This is a genomic window from Stenotrophomonas maltophilia group sp. Smal17 (genome assembly GCF_030237045.1).
Lineage (GTDB): Bacteria > Pseudomonadota > Gammaproteobacteria > Xanthomonadales > Xanthomonadaceae > Stenotrophomonas > Stenotrophomonas forensis.
Genome location: NZ_JASJSU010000032.1, coordinates 35,012 through 47,964, shown reverse-complemented (window position 1 = coordinate 47,964; position 12,953 = coordinate 35,012). Strand labels below are relative to the sequence as shown.

The following is a 12,953-nucleotide window of genomic DNA, read 5'->3' as shown; positions in this document are numbered from 1 at the left end:
GGTATCCGCGCCATGGATGGCGCGGCTAAGCCCCCAGGGACGGGTTCACGGCGTCCCCCGCGAACCCACCCCGCCCGGCCAACCGCGGCTTTTGATTTACGCGATCAACCAACCCCGCCACGAGGGGCTCAGCCGTTGGCCTTCGCCTTCGCCTCGCGCGCGGCCTGCTGCTCGACCAGAGTCAGCGCCACGTTGTCGCGCAGGTACGCCGGTTCAACCTTCTCCGGTGCGATGGCTTCGCCACGCGCGAAGGCCGGTACCGCCAGCGCCAGCACATCCGACGCACGCGGCAGTGCAGTGGCATCGAAACCGCGCAGGCCTGCCCCCAGTTGCGCCACCAGAGCGCCTTCGGTCGCGCCGAACCCGGTACCGACGCCGTAGGCCGACAGCCCTTCCGGCAACGCCACCGCAGCCGGTGCGCACACGCGCTCGGCATCGCATGCAACCGGCAGGCCGTCCACGCGTTCGAAGCGTGCGACATACAGTTCGCCCATCCGCGCATCGATCGCCGACAGGATCTGCGTTTCTTCTGCCGGCGCCCGCAGCGCCAGCACCTGCAGCGTCGACACCGGCAGCAGCGGGCGGTCCAGCGCCAGCGCGATGCCCTGGGCAATGGCGATGGCCAGGCGCACGCCAGTGAACGCACCGGGGCCGCGGCTGAGCGCGATGCCATCCAGCTGGCGGCGGCTGATGCCGGCTTCGGCCAGCAGCGCCTCCGCCCACGGCAGGCTCAGCTCGGCATGCCGGCGCGGGGCGATCTCGAAACGTTCCAGCACCTGCCCATCGACATGCAGCGCAACGGAACAGGCTTCGGTGGCGGTTTCAAAGGCGAGCAGTTTCATCGGATCAGGTCAGAACAGGGGGAACGTGGCGCCGGGCGCCAGATCCGGGCCCGCCGCAGCGGTGGCCGGAACGGCATCATCGGCCACGGGTGCCCATTGTGGCGTAAAGAAGGCCTGCACATCGGCCAGGCTGCGGGTACGGCGGAACGGCGGCAGCGAATCGAGGAAGACCCGGCCATAGCCGCGATTAAGCAGGCGCGGGTCGCACAGCACCAGCACCCCGCGGTCGCTCTCGCTGCGGATCAGGCGGCCGACACCCTGCTTCAACGCGATCACCGCCTGCGGCAGCTGCTCGTCGCGGAACGGGTTGCCGCCCTGGCTGCGGATCGCCTCCAGCCGTGCCTCGTACACCGGGTCGTCCGGAGCGGCGAAGGGCAGCTTGTCGATCATCACCACGCTCAACGCTTCGCCGACCACGTCCACGCCCTCGCGGAAACTGGCCGAGCCGAGCAGCACGCCATTGCCCGATTCGCGGAAGCGCTGCAGCAACGTCGCGCGCGGCGCCTCGCCCTGCACGAACAACGGCCACGGCCCGTCGCGCAGCGCTTCGGCGGCTTCGCGCAGGGCACGATGCGACGCAAACAGCAGGAATGCCCTGCCCTGCGACGCCTGCAGCACCGGCCGCAGGGTCTGGATCAACGCAGTGCCGAAGCCACGCGCGGCCGGATCGGGCAGGCCTTCGGGCAGGTAGCACAACGCCTGCTCGGGCCAGTTGAACGGGCTCGGCTGGACCAGGGTGTGCGGATCGTCCAGGCCCAGCCGCGTCGCGATGTGATCAAAGCCACCGCCTACGGTCAGCGTAGCCGAGGTGAAGATCCATGCCGCCCGGCTGCGTTCACGGTGCTCGCGCAGCGGCCCGGACACATCCATCGGCGTGCGCTGGCAGCGGAAACCACGCGGGGTGAGCTCGTACCAGAGCACATCGGCCGCACCCGCCACGTCCGCAGGGTCGGTGTCGAAATCCAGGCTGGGCTCATCATCGCCCAGCCAGCGGCTGAGCCGCGAGACCGCTTCGCGCGCCCGCGCATGGCAGGCATCCAGGCCAGCGGCGGCGTCGCGCAGCGGTTGCAGCGCCTGCTCCAGCGTCACCAGCCCCGCCATCACCGTATCGAAGCCGTCGCGCACTTGTGGCATTGCCAGTGCGCGCCACTGCGTGCCGCGCGATGGCAGGCCATCCATCGCTACACGCAACGCCAGCAGCGCCTGCTGCAACTGGTCGACCGGCTCCTGCAGGGCCGACTGCGCACCGCCCACGCCACGCGCTTCGGCCAGGCAGTCGCGGCCGAGCTCCTGCCACGGGCGCATGCCAAAGCCCTCGCCGAAGAACTGCGCGGCCAACTCGGGCAGCTGATGCGCCTCGTCGATGACGAACGCCTGCGCCCCCGGCAGCAGTTCGCCGAAGCCATCCTGTTTCAATGCCAGGTCCGCCAGCAGCAGGTGATGGTTGACCACCACCACGTCGGCGGCCTGCGCACGTTGCCGCGCACGCACCACGAAGCAGTCGTCCCAGAACGGGCAGTCGGTGCCCAGGCAGTTGTCGACGGTGGAGGTGACCATCGGCAGCAGTGGTGAGTCGTCGGCCAGCCCGTCGAGCTCGGCGATGTCACCGAACTCGGAACGACCGGACCAGGCCAGGATGCGCTGGAACTGCGCCGCCTGCTCGGGGCTGGAAAACCGCGGCTCACCACGCGCCTGCTGCAGGCGATAACGGCACAGGTAGTTCGCACGCCCCTTCAGCAGCGCGCTGCGCAGGCCGACGCCGAGCGCCTGGCGCACGCGTGGCAGATCGCGGTGGTAGAGCTGGTCCTGCAGTGCGCGGGTACCGGTGGAGATGATGGTACGCAGCCCGGACAGCAGCACCGGCACCAGGTAGGCGAAGGTCTTGCCGGTGCCGGTACCGGCCTCGGCCAGCAGCAGATCGCGCTGCTGCAGCGCATCGGCGATGGCTTCGGTCAGGCGCAACTGCGCCGGACGCGGGACGAAGGCGTCCAGGTGCGAGGCGAGCGCGCCGCCGTCGCTGAGGGCTTCGCGGCTGGCATGGACAAGATCGGACATCAGAAGGAAAGGATACCCGGCCGGGCGCTGCCCGGCACCCGTTTCAGGCCAGAGCACCAGCAGCGGCAACGGCAACAGCGTTTGTTCATGGCTCTGGGTTGTACTGAGGGCTGGCAGGGGACTGCGGGTTTGCGGGGACGCCGTAAACCCATCCCTGGGGGCTTGGCCGCGGCATCCATGCCGCGGACACCCCGCAAACCCACAGTGCCCCGCCTTCGACAGTTTCCCGCTGCCGTGGGTTTTCCGCTGCTGTTGGTGGGTGTCGACCTTGGTCGACACACTGAACGGCAATGATCGAAATCGGCTTTTGTAGCGTCGAGCCATGCTCGACTGCACTGCTCGACTGCATTGACTTTGAAGCGCTGGACGCCAGCGCCGACAACGGCGAGGATGGAGGCTGGTTCTTCTGGCTGGCCCGGCATGGCGCAACGCATCCTTGAACCCGGTGAGATCGAGACGCTGGCCTCGCGCGATGTTCCGCGCATCATCCTGCCCGATACCGCGTCGCTGTTTGCCGGACGTGCGGCGCGATTGCGCAGCCTGGCTGCGCACAGCGCCATCGGCGGCTATCTGCAGCTGCTGGCGGCCCTGGCCGATGCGCAGCAGTCGCTGCTGGACGAGTTGACGCCGCAGCAACGCGAGACCCTGCAGGCGCAGGCGCGTTCCCAGCAATCGAGTGCAGCAGCCGGCGCTGGGATGCCGTTGCGGCCGGCCAACACGCTGCAGCTGGATGGGCACTGGCGCGACTGGTTGCGCACCTTGTGCCGGCACTGTGCCGATGAGGCCGGGCTGCCGGCGGAAACCCGGCAGGAACTGCAGCGCGTTGCCGCTGCCGATGACGCATGGCTCGATGCACAGGCGCATGCGGTGCTGGAGCGTGATGACGCGCCTTCGCTGGATGCGGTGGCTGCACTGCTGGTGATGAACGCGCTGCAGGTGTACTGGGCGGTGCTGGCCGACAGCTTCCGCCCCACCGACCTGAAACCGCTGGCCGATGCGCCGGGGCTGTGCCCGTTGTGCGGCACCCTGCCGGTGGCCAGCGTGGTGCAGGCACGGCCGCCCTACGCGTCCTACCGTTATCTTTCGTGCTCGCTGTGTGCCTGCCAGTGGCACTACGTGCGCGTGCAGTGCAGCCAGTGCGGCGCCGCCGGCAAGGACATCGCCTACCGCGCCCTGGCCGATGTGGACGGCGACAGCGGCGAAGCCGTACGTGAAAGCGCCGTGCGAGCGGAGACCTGCGACCACTGCCACAGTTACCGCAAGATCCTCTATCTGGAAAAGGATCCGGCACTGGAACCGGTCGCTGATGATCTCGGCACGCTGTCGCTGGACCTGCTGCTGGGCGAGGAAGGCTACGCGCGTGCCAGCCAGAATCCGCTGCTGTGGCAATCCGACGGCGATTGAGGCGATGACAGCCACGCCCCATGCCCCGGCATCGGCCGCTGCCCTGCCCTCGCTGGACCGGCTGCTGCGCCTGCCGGCCTTGGGAGCACTGATCGAGGGCCACGGCCGCAGCCGCATCACCCAGTTGTTGCGCGTACATCTGCAGGCGCTGCGTGAGCGCATCAGTGCCGCGCAGCTATCGGCCGAGCAGTTGCACCAGGCCATTGAAGGCCCGGCGCTGGTCGCGGCGCTCGACGCCGCACTCACCGCCGATGCGCGGCTCGACCTGCAGCCGATGTTCAACCTGACCGGCACCGTGTTGCACACCAACCTCGGCCGCGCCCTGTTGCCCGAAACCGCCGTGCACGCGGTCACCCGTGCGATGACCGTACCGATCGATCTGGAGTTCGACATCAGCCGCGGCCGCCGCGGCGACCGCGATGCACGGGTGCAGGCGCTGGTCTGCGAGCTGACCGGCGCCGAAGCCGCCACCGTGGTCAACAACAATGCGGCGGCGGTCCTGCTGCTGCTCAACAGCCTGGCCAACCGCCGCGAGGTGGTGGTCTCACGCGGCGAGCTGGTCGAGATTGGCGGCGCCTTCCGCATTCCTGATGTGATGCGTAGCGCCGGGGCGCGCCTGCTGGAAGTAGGCACCACCAACCGCACCCATCCGGCCGACTTCGCCAGCGCCATCGGCGCCCGCACCGCGTTGCTGATGGAGGTGCATGCCAGCAACTACGCGATCACGGGTTTCACCGCCAAGGTGGACACCGCGGCGATGGCGGCAATCGCGCATCAGCATGGCCTGCCGCTGGTGGTGGACCTGGGCAGTGGCAGCCTGTGTGATCTGGCCACCTTCGGCCTGCCGCACGAGCCGACCGTGCAGGACGCACTGGCTGCCGGTGCCGATCTGGTTTCATTCAGTGGCGACAAGCTGCTGGGCGGGCCGCAGGCCGGCATCATCGCCGGCCGCGCCGACCTGATTGCGCGGATCAACCGCAACCCGCTCAAGCGGGCACTGCGCATGGACAAGATGGGCCTGGCCGCACTGGAAGCGGTGCTGGCCCTGTACCGCGAACCGGAGTACCTGGCGCAACGGTTGCCCACGCTGCGAATGCTGACGCGCACGCAGCAGGACATCGATGCACAGGCACAGCGCCTGCTGCCGGCCATGCGTTCCGCGCTGGCGACCGACTGCACCCTTGAACGCGCATCGATGCACAGCCAGATCGGCAGCGGCGCGCAACCGCAGGCCCAGCTGGCCAGCGCCGGGCTGCGGGTCACATCGGCCCGTCGTGGTGGTCTGGATCGCCTGGCCAAGCGCCTGCGCCAGCTGCCCCGGCCGGTGTTGGGCCGCATCGCCGATGACGCGCTGTGGCTGGACCTGCGTTGCCTGGAACCTGCCGACGAAGCGGACTTCCTCGCCCAATGGAGCACGCTGCAGGCATGATCGTCGGCACCGCCGGGCATATCGACCATGGCAAGACAAGCCTGGTACGCGCTCTGACCGGCATCGAGACCGATCGCCTGCAGGAAGAACGCACGCGCGGCATCTCCATCGAGCTGGGCTACGCGTACGTGCCCCTTGAAGGCACCGACGCGCAGGGCCCCGCCGCGACGCTGGGCTTCGTGGATGTGCCGGGCCACGAGCGCTTCGTGCACACGATGGTGGCCGGCGCCACCGGCATCGACGTCGCCCTGCTGGTGGTCGCTGCCGACGATGGGGTGATGCCGCAGACCCGCGAGCACCTGGCGATCCTGCAGTTGCTGGGTGTGGATCGCGGCGTGGTGGCACTGACCAAGATCGACCGCGTGGATGCCGCGCGCATCGCCCGGGTCGAGATCGAGATCGCCGCGCTGCTGGCCGGCACGCCACTGCATGATGCCCCTGTGTTTGCCTGCAACAGCACCGCGCCCGGGGATGCAGGCATCGACGCGTTGCGCGCCCACCTGCACGCGTGGGCCGCGGGCGATGCCAACGCGCGCCAGGACGCGCTGCGCCGTGAACTGTTCCGCATGCCGGTGGATCGCGTGTTCTCGCTGGCCGGGCACGGCACGCTGGTGACCGGCGCGGTGCATGGCGGCATCACCGCGGCAGGCGAGCATCTGCAGCTGATGCCGGCTGCCACCGACGTGCGCGTGCGCAGCATCCATGCGCAGAACCAGGCCAGCGAGCATGCGATGGCCGGGCAGCGCTGCGCACTGAACCTGGCCGCCATCGCCCGCGACGACATCAACCGTGGCGACTGGATTGCCGATCCGCGTGCGATGCGGGCCACCACCCGGGTCGACGTGCGCCTGCGGCTTTCCGCGCTGGCGCCGCCGCTGCGCGACCGGGCGCCCCTGCACATCCACTGGGGCACGATGCACCGGCAGGCCCATGCGGTGCTGCTGGAGGATCATGACCACGGTAACGGACAGCTCGTGCAGCTGGTGTTCGATGTACCGGTCTGCGCGATGTGCGGCGATCGTTTCATCGCCCGCGACTCGGCGGCCACCCACACGTTGGGGGGCGGCATCGTGCTTGACCCGGAGCCCCCGCAACGGCGGCGGCGCAGCCCCGCCCGGCTTGCGTGGCTGGCGGCGCTGGAGCAACTGGCGGCCGGCGCCGGGCCTGGCCCGCTGCTGCAACAGGCGCCTGCCGGCATTCCCGCTACCGCCCTGCAACGCTACTGCCGACGTGCCGCCGATCGCATCGACCTGCCCGCGGACGCGCGGCGCATCAACACCCGGGATGACACGGTGATCATCCTCGCCCGGCACTGGCAGGCGCTTGGCGAGCAGGTGATCACCTCGCTGCGGGGTTGGCACGAGCGACGACCAGACGAACCCGGTGTCGACAGCGGACGCCTGCAACGGAGCACCCTTCCTGCGCTGGCGACCGGCCTGTGGAACGCGCTGCTGCAGGATCTGCTCGACCACGGCAGCGTGCAGCGCGTGGGGGCCTGGTGGCGCCTGCCCGGCCACGACCACGCACCACCGGAACGCGAACGCCAGCTGCTCGAACGCGTGCTGCCACAGCTGCACGCCGGCGGTTTCGATCCGCCGTGGGTGCGTACCCTGGCCGACGGGCTTGGCCTCGCCGAAGACGACGTCCGCGCCATCCTGCGCCGCGCCGCTGCGCGCGGTGAACTGTTCCAGGTGGTACCGGACCTGTTCTATGCACCGGCCCGCATCGCCGAACTCGCTGCGATCGTCGCGCAGCTGTCACAGGCCACGGGCACCGTGGATGCGGCCGCCTTCCGCGATGCCATCGGCCTGGGCCGCAAGCGCAGCATCCAGATCTTGGAGTTCTTCAATCGCGTTGGCTACACTCGACGCGTCGGTGACCAGCATCGGCCGCGCGGCGATCTGCAATGGAACGCCCCCCACGGTTGAGCGCCCCGGCATCGCCGTACTTTCGGAAGGCATGCGCATCCGGGCATGCGGCTGGGCTTCAAACCCAGCAGGGGGCGTCGATCGTTCCCTGGTAGGTTCGACTCCTGCTGCCTTCCGCCATTGGTGTTTCCGCAGGAGATGTCGGCATGGCCACGCACGCGCAGTCCCCCGCCCCTTCACCCGCCGATGCCCCGCAACGCCTGACCTCACTGGCCCATGGTGGCGGCTGCGGCTGCAAGATCGCGCCGGGGGTGCTTTCCGAGCTGCTGCGTGGGGTTCCGGCGCTTCCCGCACCGGCCGAACTGCTGGTCGGGCGTGAGACCAGCGACGACGCGGCGGTGTATCGCCTCGATGATCGCCAGGCGATCGTCGCCACCACCGATTTCTTCATGCCGATCGTCGACGACCCGTTCGACTTCGGCCGCATCGCTGCGACCAACGCGCTGTCTGACCTGTATGCGATGGGCGCGCGGCCACTGTTCGCGCTGGCCATCGTCGGCATGCCGATCAACGTGCTGCCGCAGGACACCATCCGCGGCATCCTGCAGGGTGGCGAACGCGCCTGTGCCGATGCGGGCATCGTGGTCGCCGGTGGCCACAGCATCGATTCGGTGGAGCCCATCTACGGCCTGGCCGCAATCGGCGTGCTCGATCCGCAGCGGCTCAAGCGCAATGCCGATGCCCGCGTCGGCGACGTGCTGGTGCTGGGCAAGCCATTGGGTGTGGGCGTGTATTCGTCGGCGCTGAAGAAGGAACTGCTCGATGCCGACGGCTACCGGCAGATGGTCCAATCAACCACCCGCCTGAACAGCGTTGGCGTGCCGCTGGCCGCATTGGACGGCGTGCACGCGATGACCGACGTCACCGGCTTCGGCCTGCTCGGCCATCTGCTGGAAGTGTGCCGCGCCAGCGGCGTCGCCGCCGAGGTGGACAGCACACAGGTGCCGCTGCTGCCACAGGCGCTGGACCTGCTGCAGCGGGGTTGCGTGACCGGCGCATCCAGCCGCAACTGGGCCTCGTATGGCGCCGAGGTGCGCTTCGCCGCGGGCATGGCGGCGCACTGGCAGCCACTGCTGACCGATCCGCAGACCAGTGGTGGCCTGCTGGTGTCGTGCGCGCCGGAAGCGGTGGATGCGGTGCTGGCCTGTTTCCAGGATGCGGGGTTCGCCCAGGCAGCCGTGGTGGGCCGCCTGAATGCGGGAGCGCCGGGCGTCAGCGTGGTCTGAGTGCCGGACCGAAGAAGGGCGCCCGAAGGCGCCCCTGCCGTCTCACTCGATGTTCTGCACCTGCTCGCGGATCTGGTCGATCAGCACCTTCAGTTCCACCGCGGCATTGGACGTACGGCTGTCCACCGACTTCGAGCCCAGCGTGTTGGCTTCGCGGTTGAACTCCTGCAGCAGGAAGTCCAGGCGGCGACCGACCGGCTCGCGCTGCTTGAGCACGCGACGGATCTCGACGATGTGGCTGCCCAGGCGGTCCAGCTCCTCATCCACGTCCAGCTTCTGCAGCCACAGCACCAGTTCCTGCTCGGCGCGGCCGGGATCGACCGGGTGCGGCAGGTCGGCCAGGCGTGCGGCCAGCTTGGCGCGCTGGCCGTCGCGAATGGCCGGAATCAAGCTGCGCACTTCGGCGGCGATGCGCTCGATGCCATCCACGCGCTCGGCAATCGCCGTGGACAGCTTGTCGCCTTCACGCTCACGGGCGGCAACGAAACCGTCCAGCACCTGGTCCAGCAGCGACAGCGCCTCGGCCTGCAACGCTGCCGCGTCGGTCGCCTCGCCCTGGGTCACGCCGGGCAGCTGCAGCAGTTCCGTGAAGCTGACCTGCAGATTGGGGAAATCGGAGGTCAGCCGGTGGGCCAGCTGGCCCAGCTGCCCCAGCAGCACCTCGTTGACCTGCAGGCTGCCCGCCGCTTCCGGCGCGCGCAGGCGCATCACCAGATCCAGCTTGCCGCGGCTCAGGCGCGCCGCAATGCGCTCACGCAGCTGCGGCTCCAGCGCCCGCAGTTCCTCGGGCAGGCGGGTGCCGACCTCCAGGAAGCGGTGGTTGACCGAGCGCAGCTCGCAGCCCAGCGTGCCCCACGGGGTGACCCGCTCGCCGCCGGCATAGGCGGTCATGCTTCGAATCATGGATTGTGTCCGGTGCGTGCAAAGGGGGAATGGTACCCTAGCGCCCTCACCAGAGCCCCCTTGCCCGCCCCGTGAAGGCCGCGGGCGTGGCGGCGTACTCCCATGCCATTACGGAACCCGCATCATGTCCGATTCCCGCCCCAGCGGCCGCCAGCCCGACCAGCTCCGCCCGGTCGTCATCCAACGCGGCTTCACCCGCCATGCCGAGGGTTCGGTGCTGGTGTGCTTCGGTGAAACCCGCGTGCTGTGCACCGCCAGTGTCGAGAACCGCGTGCCGGGCTTCCTGCGCGGCAAGGGCGAAGGCTGGGTGACCGCCGAGTACGGCATGCTGCCGCGTGCCACCCACACCCGCAGCGACCGCGAAGCGGCGCGTGGCAAGCAGGGCGGCCGCACGCTGGAGATCCAGCGCCTGATCGGCCGCAGCCTGCGTGCCTGCGTGGACCGCAACGCGCTGGGCGAGCGCACCATCACCCTCGACTGCGACGTGCTGCAGGCCGACGGTGGCACCCGCACCGCCGCCATCACCGGCGCCTACGTGGCCCTGGTCGATGCAGTGAACGTGCTGATGAAGCGCGGCGACATCAAGCGCAACCCGATCCTGGGCGCGGTCGCGGCCGTGTCGGTGGGCGTGTACCGCGGCACGCCGGTGCTTGACCTGGACTACGCCGAAGACAGCGACTGCGACACCGACATGAACGTGGTGATGAACGACGGTGGCGGTTTCATCGAACTGCAGGGCACCGCCGAAGGCCATGCCTTCCGCCGCGATGAACTGGACGCGCTGCTGGGCCTGGCCGAGAAGGGCGTGCGCGAACTGCTGGCCGCGCAGCAGGCGGCGCTGTCGGCATGAACCGGCGCCTTGCCCTGACCACCCTCGTGGTGGCTGATTACGACGAAGCCATCGCCTGGTACACCGGCAAGCTCGGCTTCTCGCTGCTGGAAGACATCGACCAGGGCAGCAAGCGCTGGGTGGTGGTCGGACCGACCGACGGCAGCGCCGCCGCCCTGCTGCTGGCCCGCGCCAGCAACGAGGAACAGCGCAGCCGCATCGGCAACCAGACCGGTGGCCGGGTCGCCTTCTTCCTCAACACCGACGACTTCCACCGCGACCACGCGGCGATGCTGGCCGCCGGGGTCGAATTCCTGGAAGCACCGCGCGAAGAAGCCTATGCAACGGTCGCGGTGTTCCGCGATCTGTATGGCAACACCTGGGACCTGCTGGAGCCCCGCCAATGAAGAAACTGGTACTGGCCAGCCACAACGCCGGCAAGCTTGTGGAGATGCAGGAGATCCTCGCCGACCTGCCGTTGCAGATCACCTCGGCCGCCGAGCTGGGCCTGGGCGACGTGGAAGAGACCGGCCTGACCTTCGTCGAGAACGCGCTGCTGAAGGCGCGCGCGGCCTGCGAAGCGACCGGCCTGCCGGCGCTGGCCGATGATTCGGGCCTGATCGTCGATGCCCTCGGCGGTGCACCGGGCCTGTACAGCGCGCGCTATGCCGGCCAGCCGACCAATGCCGCGGCCAACAACGCCAAGCTGCTGGACGCGATGGCCGAAGTGCCCGACGGCCAGCGCAGCGCCCGCTTCTATGCGGTGATCGTCCTGCTGCGCCATGCCACCGACCCGCAGCCACTGATCTGCGAGGGCCGCTGGGAAGGACAGATCACCCGCGAACCGCGCGGCAGCAACGGCTTCGGCTACAACCCGGTGTTCCTGGATACCACCCACGGCCTGACCGCCGCGGAGATGGAAACGCCCCTGAAGAACGCCATCAGCCACCGCGCCCTCGCCCTGCAGCAGCTCAAGCAGCAGCTGGCCACGCTGTATTGATGCGTTCCTGATTACCCAAGGGAAGCCGGCCAGTGGCCGGCACTACCGATGAAGCCCATGCCGCACGCCCACGACAACTGCAACCACCTGCCCGGCGAAACCTGCCCGGGCGACCACGACACTCCGCCGCGCCTGGTGCCGCCGCCGTTGTCGCTGTACGTGCACCTGCCGTGGTGCGTGCGCAAATGCCCCTACTGCGACTTCAATTCGCACCAGGCCAAGGGCGAGCTGCCGTTCGATGCCTACATCGACGCGCTGCTGCGCGACCTGGACCAGGACCTGCCGCTGGTCTGGGGCCGGGTGGTGCACAGCGTGTTCTTCGGTGGCGGTACGCCCAGCCTGTTCCCGCCGGAAGCAATCGACCGCTTCCTGCAGCAGGCCAGCGCGCGCCTGCGCTTCGCGCCCAATGCCGAGATCACCCTGGAAACCAACCCGGGCACCGCCGAACACGGCCGTTTCGACCGCTATCGCGCGGCCGGCGTGAATCGCCTCAGCTTCGGCATCCAGAGTTTTGACGACGCGATGCTCAAGCGCCTGGGCCGCATCCACGACAGTGGCGAGGCCGAGCGCGCGGTGAAGATGGCGCAGGACGCGGGCTACGACAATTTCAACATCGACCTGATGTACGCGCTGCCGGAACAGACCCTGGCCGGCGCCGAGGCCGATCTGGAGCGCGCCTTCGCACTGCAGCCGGCGCACATCTCGCACTACCAGCTGACCCTGGAACCGAACACGGTGTTCTTCGCACGGCCGCCGCAGGGCATTCCCGATGAGGACAACGCCTGGGACATGCAGGAACACTGCCAGGCCCTGCTGGCACAGGCCGGCTTTGGCCAGTACGAGGTCAGCGCCTATGCGCGCCCCGGCCGGCAGAGTGCGCACAACCTGAACTACTGGCGCTTCGGCGACTACCTGGGCATCGGTGCCGGCGCGCACGGCAAGATCAGTTCCGGTGCCGAGGAGCACGTGCTGCGACGCTGGAAACTGAAACATCCGCAGGCCTACCTCGACAGCGCGGGCACCCCCGCCTCGTTCGGCGGCGACGATGTCATCGCCCCCGGGCGGCTGCCGTTCGAGTACATGCTGAACCTGCTGCGCCTGCACGAAGGTTTCAGCCTGCGCGATTTCGAGTCGCGCACCGGCCTGCCGCGCAGCGTGCTGGACACACCGCTGGCCGACGCCGTGCAGCGCGGCTGGCTGGACATGGCGGACGGCCACGTGCAGCCCACCGAGCTGGGCCGCCGCTTCACCAACGATGTGGTGAGCCTGTTCCTGGACGAGTAAGGCCTCCGCCGTAACGGGTAGTGGCGGCCGCTGGCCGGCAATCCGGTGCGGAT

General features: G+C 69.2%; 12 protein-coding genes and 1 tRNA gene. 10 read left to right on the top strand and 3 right to left on the bottom strand.

From position 1 onward, the window contains the following. Positions 1-128 precede the first annotated feature (128 nt). Both tsaB and QRO93_RS10785 read right to left on the bottom strand, forming a co-directional pair. Complete coding sequence (gene tsaB / locus QRO93_RS10790) at positions 129-842, bottom strand: tRNA (adenosine(37)-N6)-threonylcarbamoyltransferase complex dimerization subunit type 1 TsaB (RefSeq protein ID WP_164088090.1); 714 nt, start codon at positions 840-842, stop codon at positions 129-131. Positions 843-851: 9 nt separating this feature from the next. Continuing rightward, the gene (locus QRO93_RS10785; RefSeq protein ID WP_180879316.1) at positions 852-2,897 is read right to left on the bottom strand and encodes an ATP-dependent DNA helicase; all 2,046 of its coding nucleotides are present in this window, start codon (positions 2,895-2,897) and stop codon (positions 852-854) included. A gap of 290 nt (positions 2,898-3,187) precedes the next feature. Here QRO93_RS10785 and QRO93_RS10780 point away from each other — a divergent pair, with 290 nt between their 5' ends. The 6 genes from QRO93_RS10780 (at position 3,188) to selD (ending at position 8,884) form a co-directional block, all read left to right on the top strand. Continuing rightward, positions 3,188-3,337 carry a hypothetical protein gene (locus QRO93_RS10780; protein ID WP_180880023.1) on the top strand — a complete coding sequence of 50 codons (150 nt, stop codon included), beginning with the start codon at positions 3,188-3,190 and terminating at the stop codon, positions 3,335-3,337. Next, a complete protein-coding gene (gene fdhE / locus QRO93_RS10775) occupies positions 3,318-4,301 on the top strand; it encodes a formate dehydrogenase accessory protein FdhE (RefSeq protein ID WP_053450688.1) in 984 nt (327 codons plus the stop codon). The genes QRO93_RS10780 and fdhE overlap by 20 nt, the downstream gene beginning before the upstream one ends. Positions 4,302-4,305: 4 nt before the next feature. Beyond that, positions 4,306-5,730, top strand: coding sequence for an L-seryl-tRNA(Sec) selenium transferase (gene selA / locus QRO93_RS10770; protein ID WP_180880015.1), 1,425 nt, complete (start codon positions 4,306-4,308; stop codon positions 5,728-5,730). Then, on the top strand, positions 5,727-7,658 hold the full coding sequence (gene selB / locus QRO93_RS10765; protein WP_180880017.1) for a selenocysteine-specific translation elongation factor: 1,932 nt from the start codon (positions 5,727-5,729) through the stop codon (positions 7,656-7,658). The genes selA and selB overlap by 4 nt, the downstream gene beginning before the upstream one ends. Before the next feature lie 24 nt (positions 7,659-7,682). Then, positions 7,683-7,778 (top strand) — tRNA-Sec (locus tag QRO93_RS10760). A gap of 26 nt (positions 7,779-7,804) precedes the next feature. Continuing rightward, positions 7,805-8,884, top strand: coding sequence for a selenide, water dikinase SelD (gene selD, locus QRO93_RS10755; protein WP_180880019.1), 1,080 nt, complete (start codon positions 7,805-7,807; stop codon positions 8,882-8,884). 42 nt (positions 8,885-8,926) lie between these two features. Here selD and QRO93_RS10750 read toward each other — a convergent pair whose 3' ends face one another. Then, positions 8,927-9,787 (bottom strand): YicC/YloC family endoribonuclease, encoded by an 861-nt coding sequence (locus QRO93_RS10750; protein WP_049457277.1) that lies wholly within the window; start codon positions 9,785-9,787, stop codon positions 8,927-8,929. 124 nt (positions 9,788-9,911) lie between these two features. Between QRO93_RS10750 and rph the strand changes: the two genes are divergently transcribed. From rph to hemW, 4 genes are read left to right on the top strand one after another with little or no spacing between them, the layout of a single operon-like run. After that, complete coding sequence (gene rph / locus QRO93_RS10745) at positions 9,912-10,637, top strand: ribonuclease PH (protein ID WP_008267511.1); 726 nt, start codon at positions 9,912-9,914, stop codon at positions 10,635-10,637. Further along, the gene (locus QRO93_RS10740) at positions 10,634-11,023 is read left to right on the top strand and encodes a VOC family protein (protein ID WP_053450691.1); all 390 of its coding nucleotides are present in this window, start codon (positions 10,634-10,636) and stop codon (positions 11,021-11,023) included. Before rph ends, QRO93_RS10740 begins: the two co-directional genes overlap by 4 nt. Then, positions 11,020-11,616, top strand: a complete 597-nt coding sequence (gene rdgB / locus QRO93_RS10735; protein WP_049457279.1) for an RdgB/HAM1 family non-canonical purine NTP pyrophosphatase — start codon at positions 11,020-11,022, stop codon at positions 11,614-11,616. The genes QRO93_RS10740 and rdgB overlap by 4 nt, the downstream gene beginning before the upstream one ends. 57 nt (positions 11,617-11,673) lie before the next feature. After that, entirely contained in the window at positions 11,674-12,900 is a 1,227-nt protein-coding gene (gene hemW / locus QRO93_RS10730) for a radical SAM family heme chaperone HemW (protein ID WP_258010999.1), read from the top strand. Positions 12,901-12,953: the final 53 nt, after the last annotated feature.

Excerpts from the sequence above, each read along its gene's own strand:
- rph (WP_008267511.1), top strand. The coding sequence starts at position 9,912 with ATGTCCGATTCCCGCCCCAGCGGCCGCCAGCCCGACCAGCTCCGCCCG.
- selB (WP_180880017.1), top strand. The coding sequence starts at position 5,727 with ATGATCGTCGGCACCGCCGGGCATATCGACCATGGCAAGACAAGCCTG.
- QRO93_RS10740 (WP_053450691.1), top strand. The coding sequence starts at position 10,634 with ATGAACCGGCGCCTTGCCCTGACCACCCTCGTGGTGGCTGATTACGAC.
- fdhE (WP_053450688.1), top strand. The coding sequence starts at position 3,318 with ATGGCGCAACGCATCCTTGAACCCGGTGAGATCGAGACGCTGGCCTCG.
- QRO93_RS10785 (WP_180879316.1), bottom strand. The coding sequence starts at position 2,897 with ATGTCCGATCTTGTCCATGCCAGCCGCGAAGCCCTCAGCGACGGCGGC.
- rdgB (WP_049457279.1), top strand. The coding sequence starts at position 11,020 with ATGAAGAAACTGGTACTGGCCAGCCACAACGCCGGCAAGCTTGTGGAG.
- tsaB (WP_164088090.1), bottom strand. The coding sequence starts at position 842 with ATGAAACTGCTCGCCTTTGAAACCGCCACCGAAGCCTGTTCCGTTGCG.
- QRO93_RS10780 (WP_180880023.1), top strand. The coding sequence starts at position 3,188 with ATGATCGAAATCGGCTTTTGTAGCGTCGAGCCATGCTCGACTGCACTG.
- QRO93_RS10750 (WP_049457277.1), bottom strand. The coding sequence starts at position 9,787 with ATGATTCGAAGCATGACCGCCTATGCCGGCGGCGAGCGGGTCACCCCG.
- selA (WP_180880015.1), top strand. The coding sequence starts at position 4,306 with ATGACAGCCACGCCCCATGCCCCGGCATCGGCCGCTGCCCTGCCCTCG.
- selD (WP_180880019.1), top strand. The coding sequence starts at position 7,805 with ATGGCCACGCACGCGCAGTCCCCCGCCCCTTCACCCGCCGATGCCCCG.
- hemW (WP_258010999.1), top strand. The coding sequence starts at position 11,674 with ATGCCGCACGCCCACGACAACTGCAACCACCTGCCCGGCGAAACCTGC.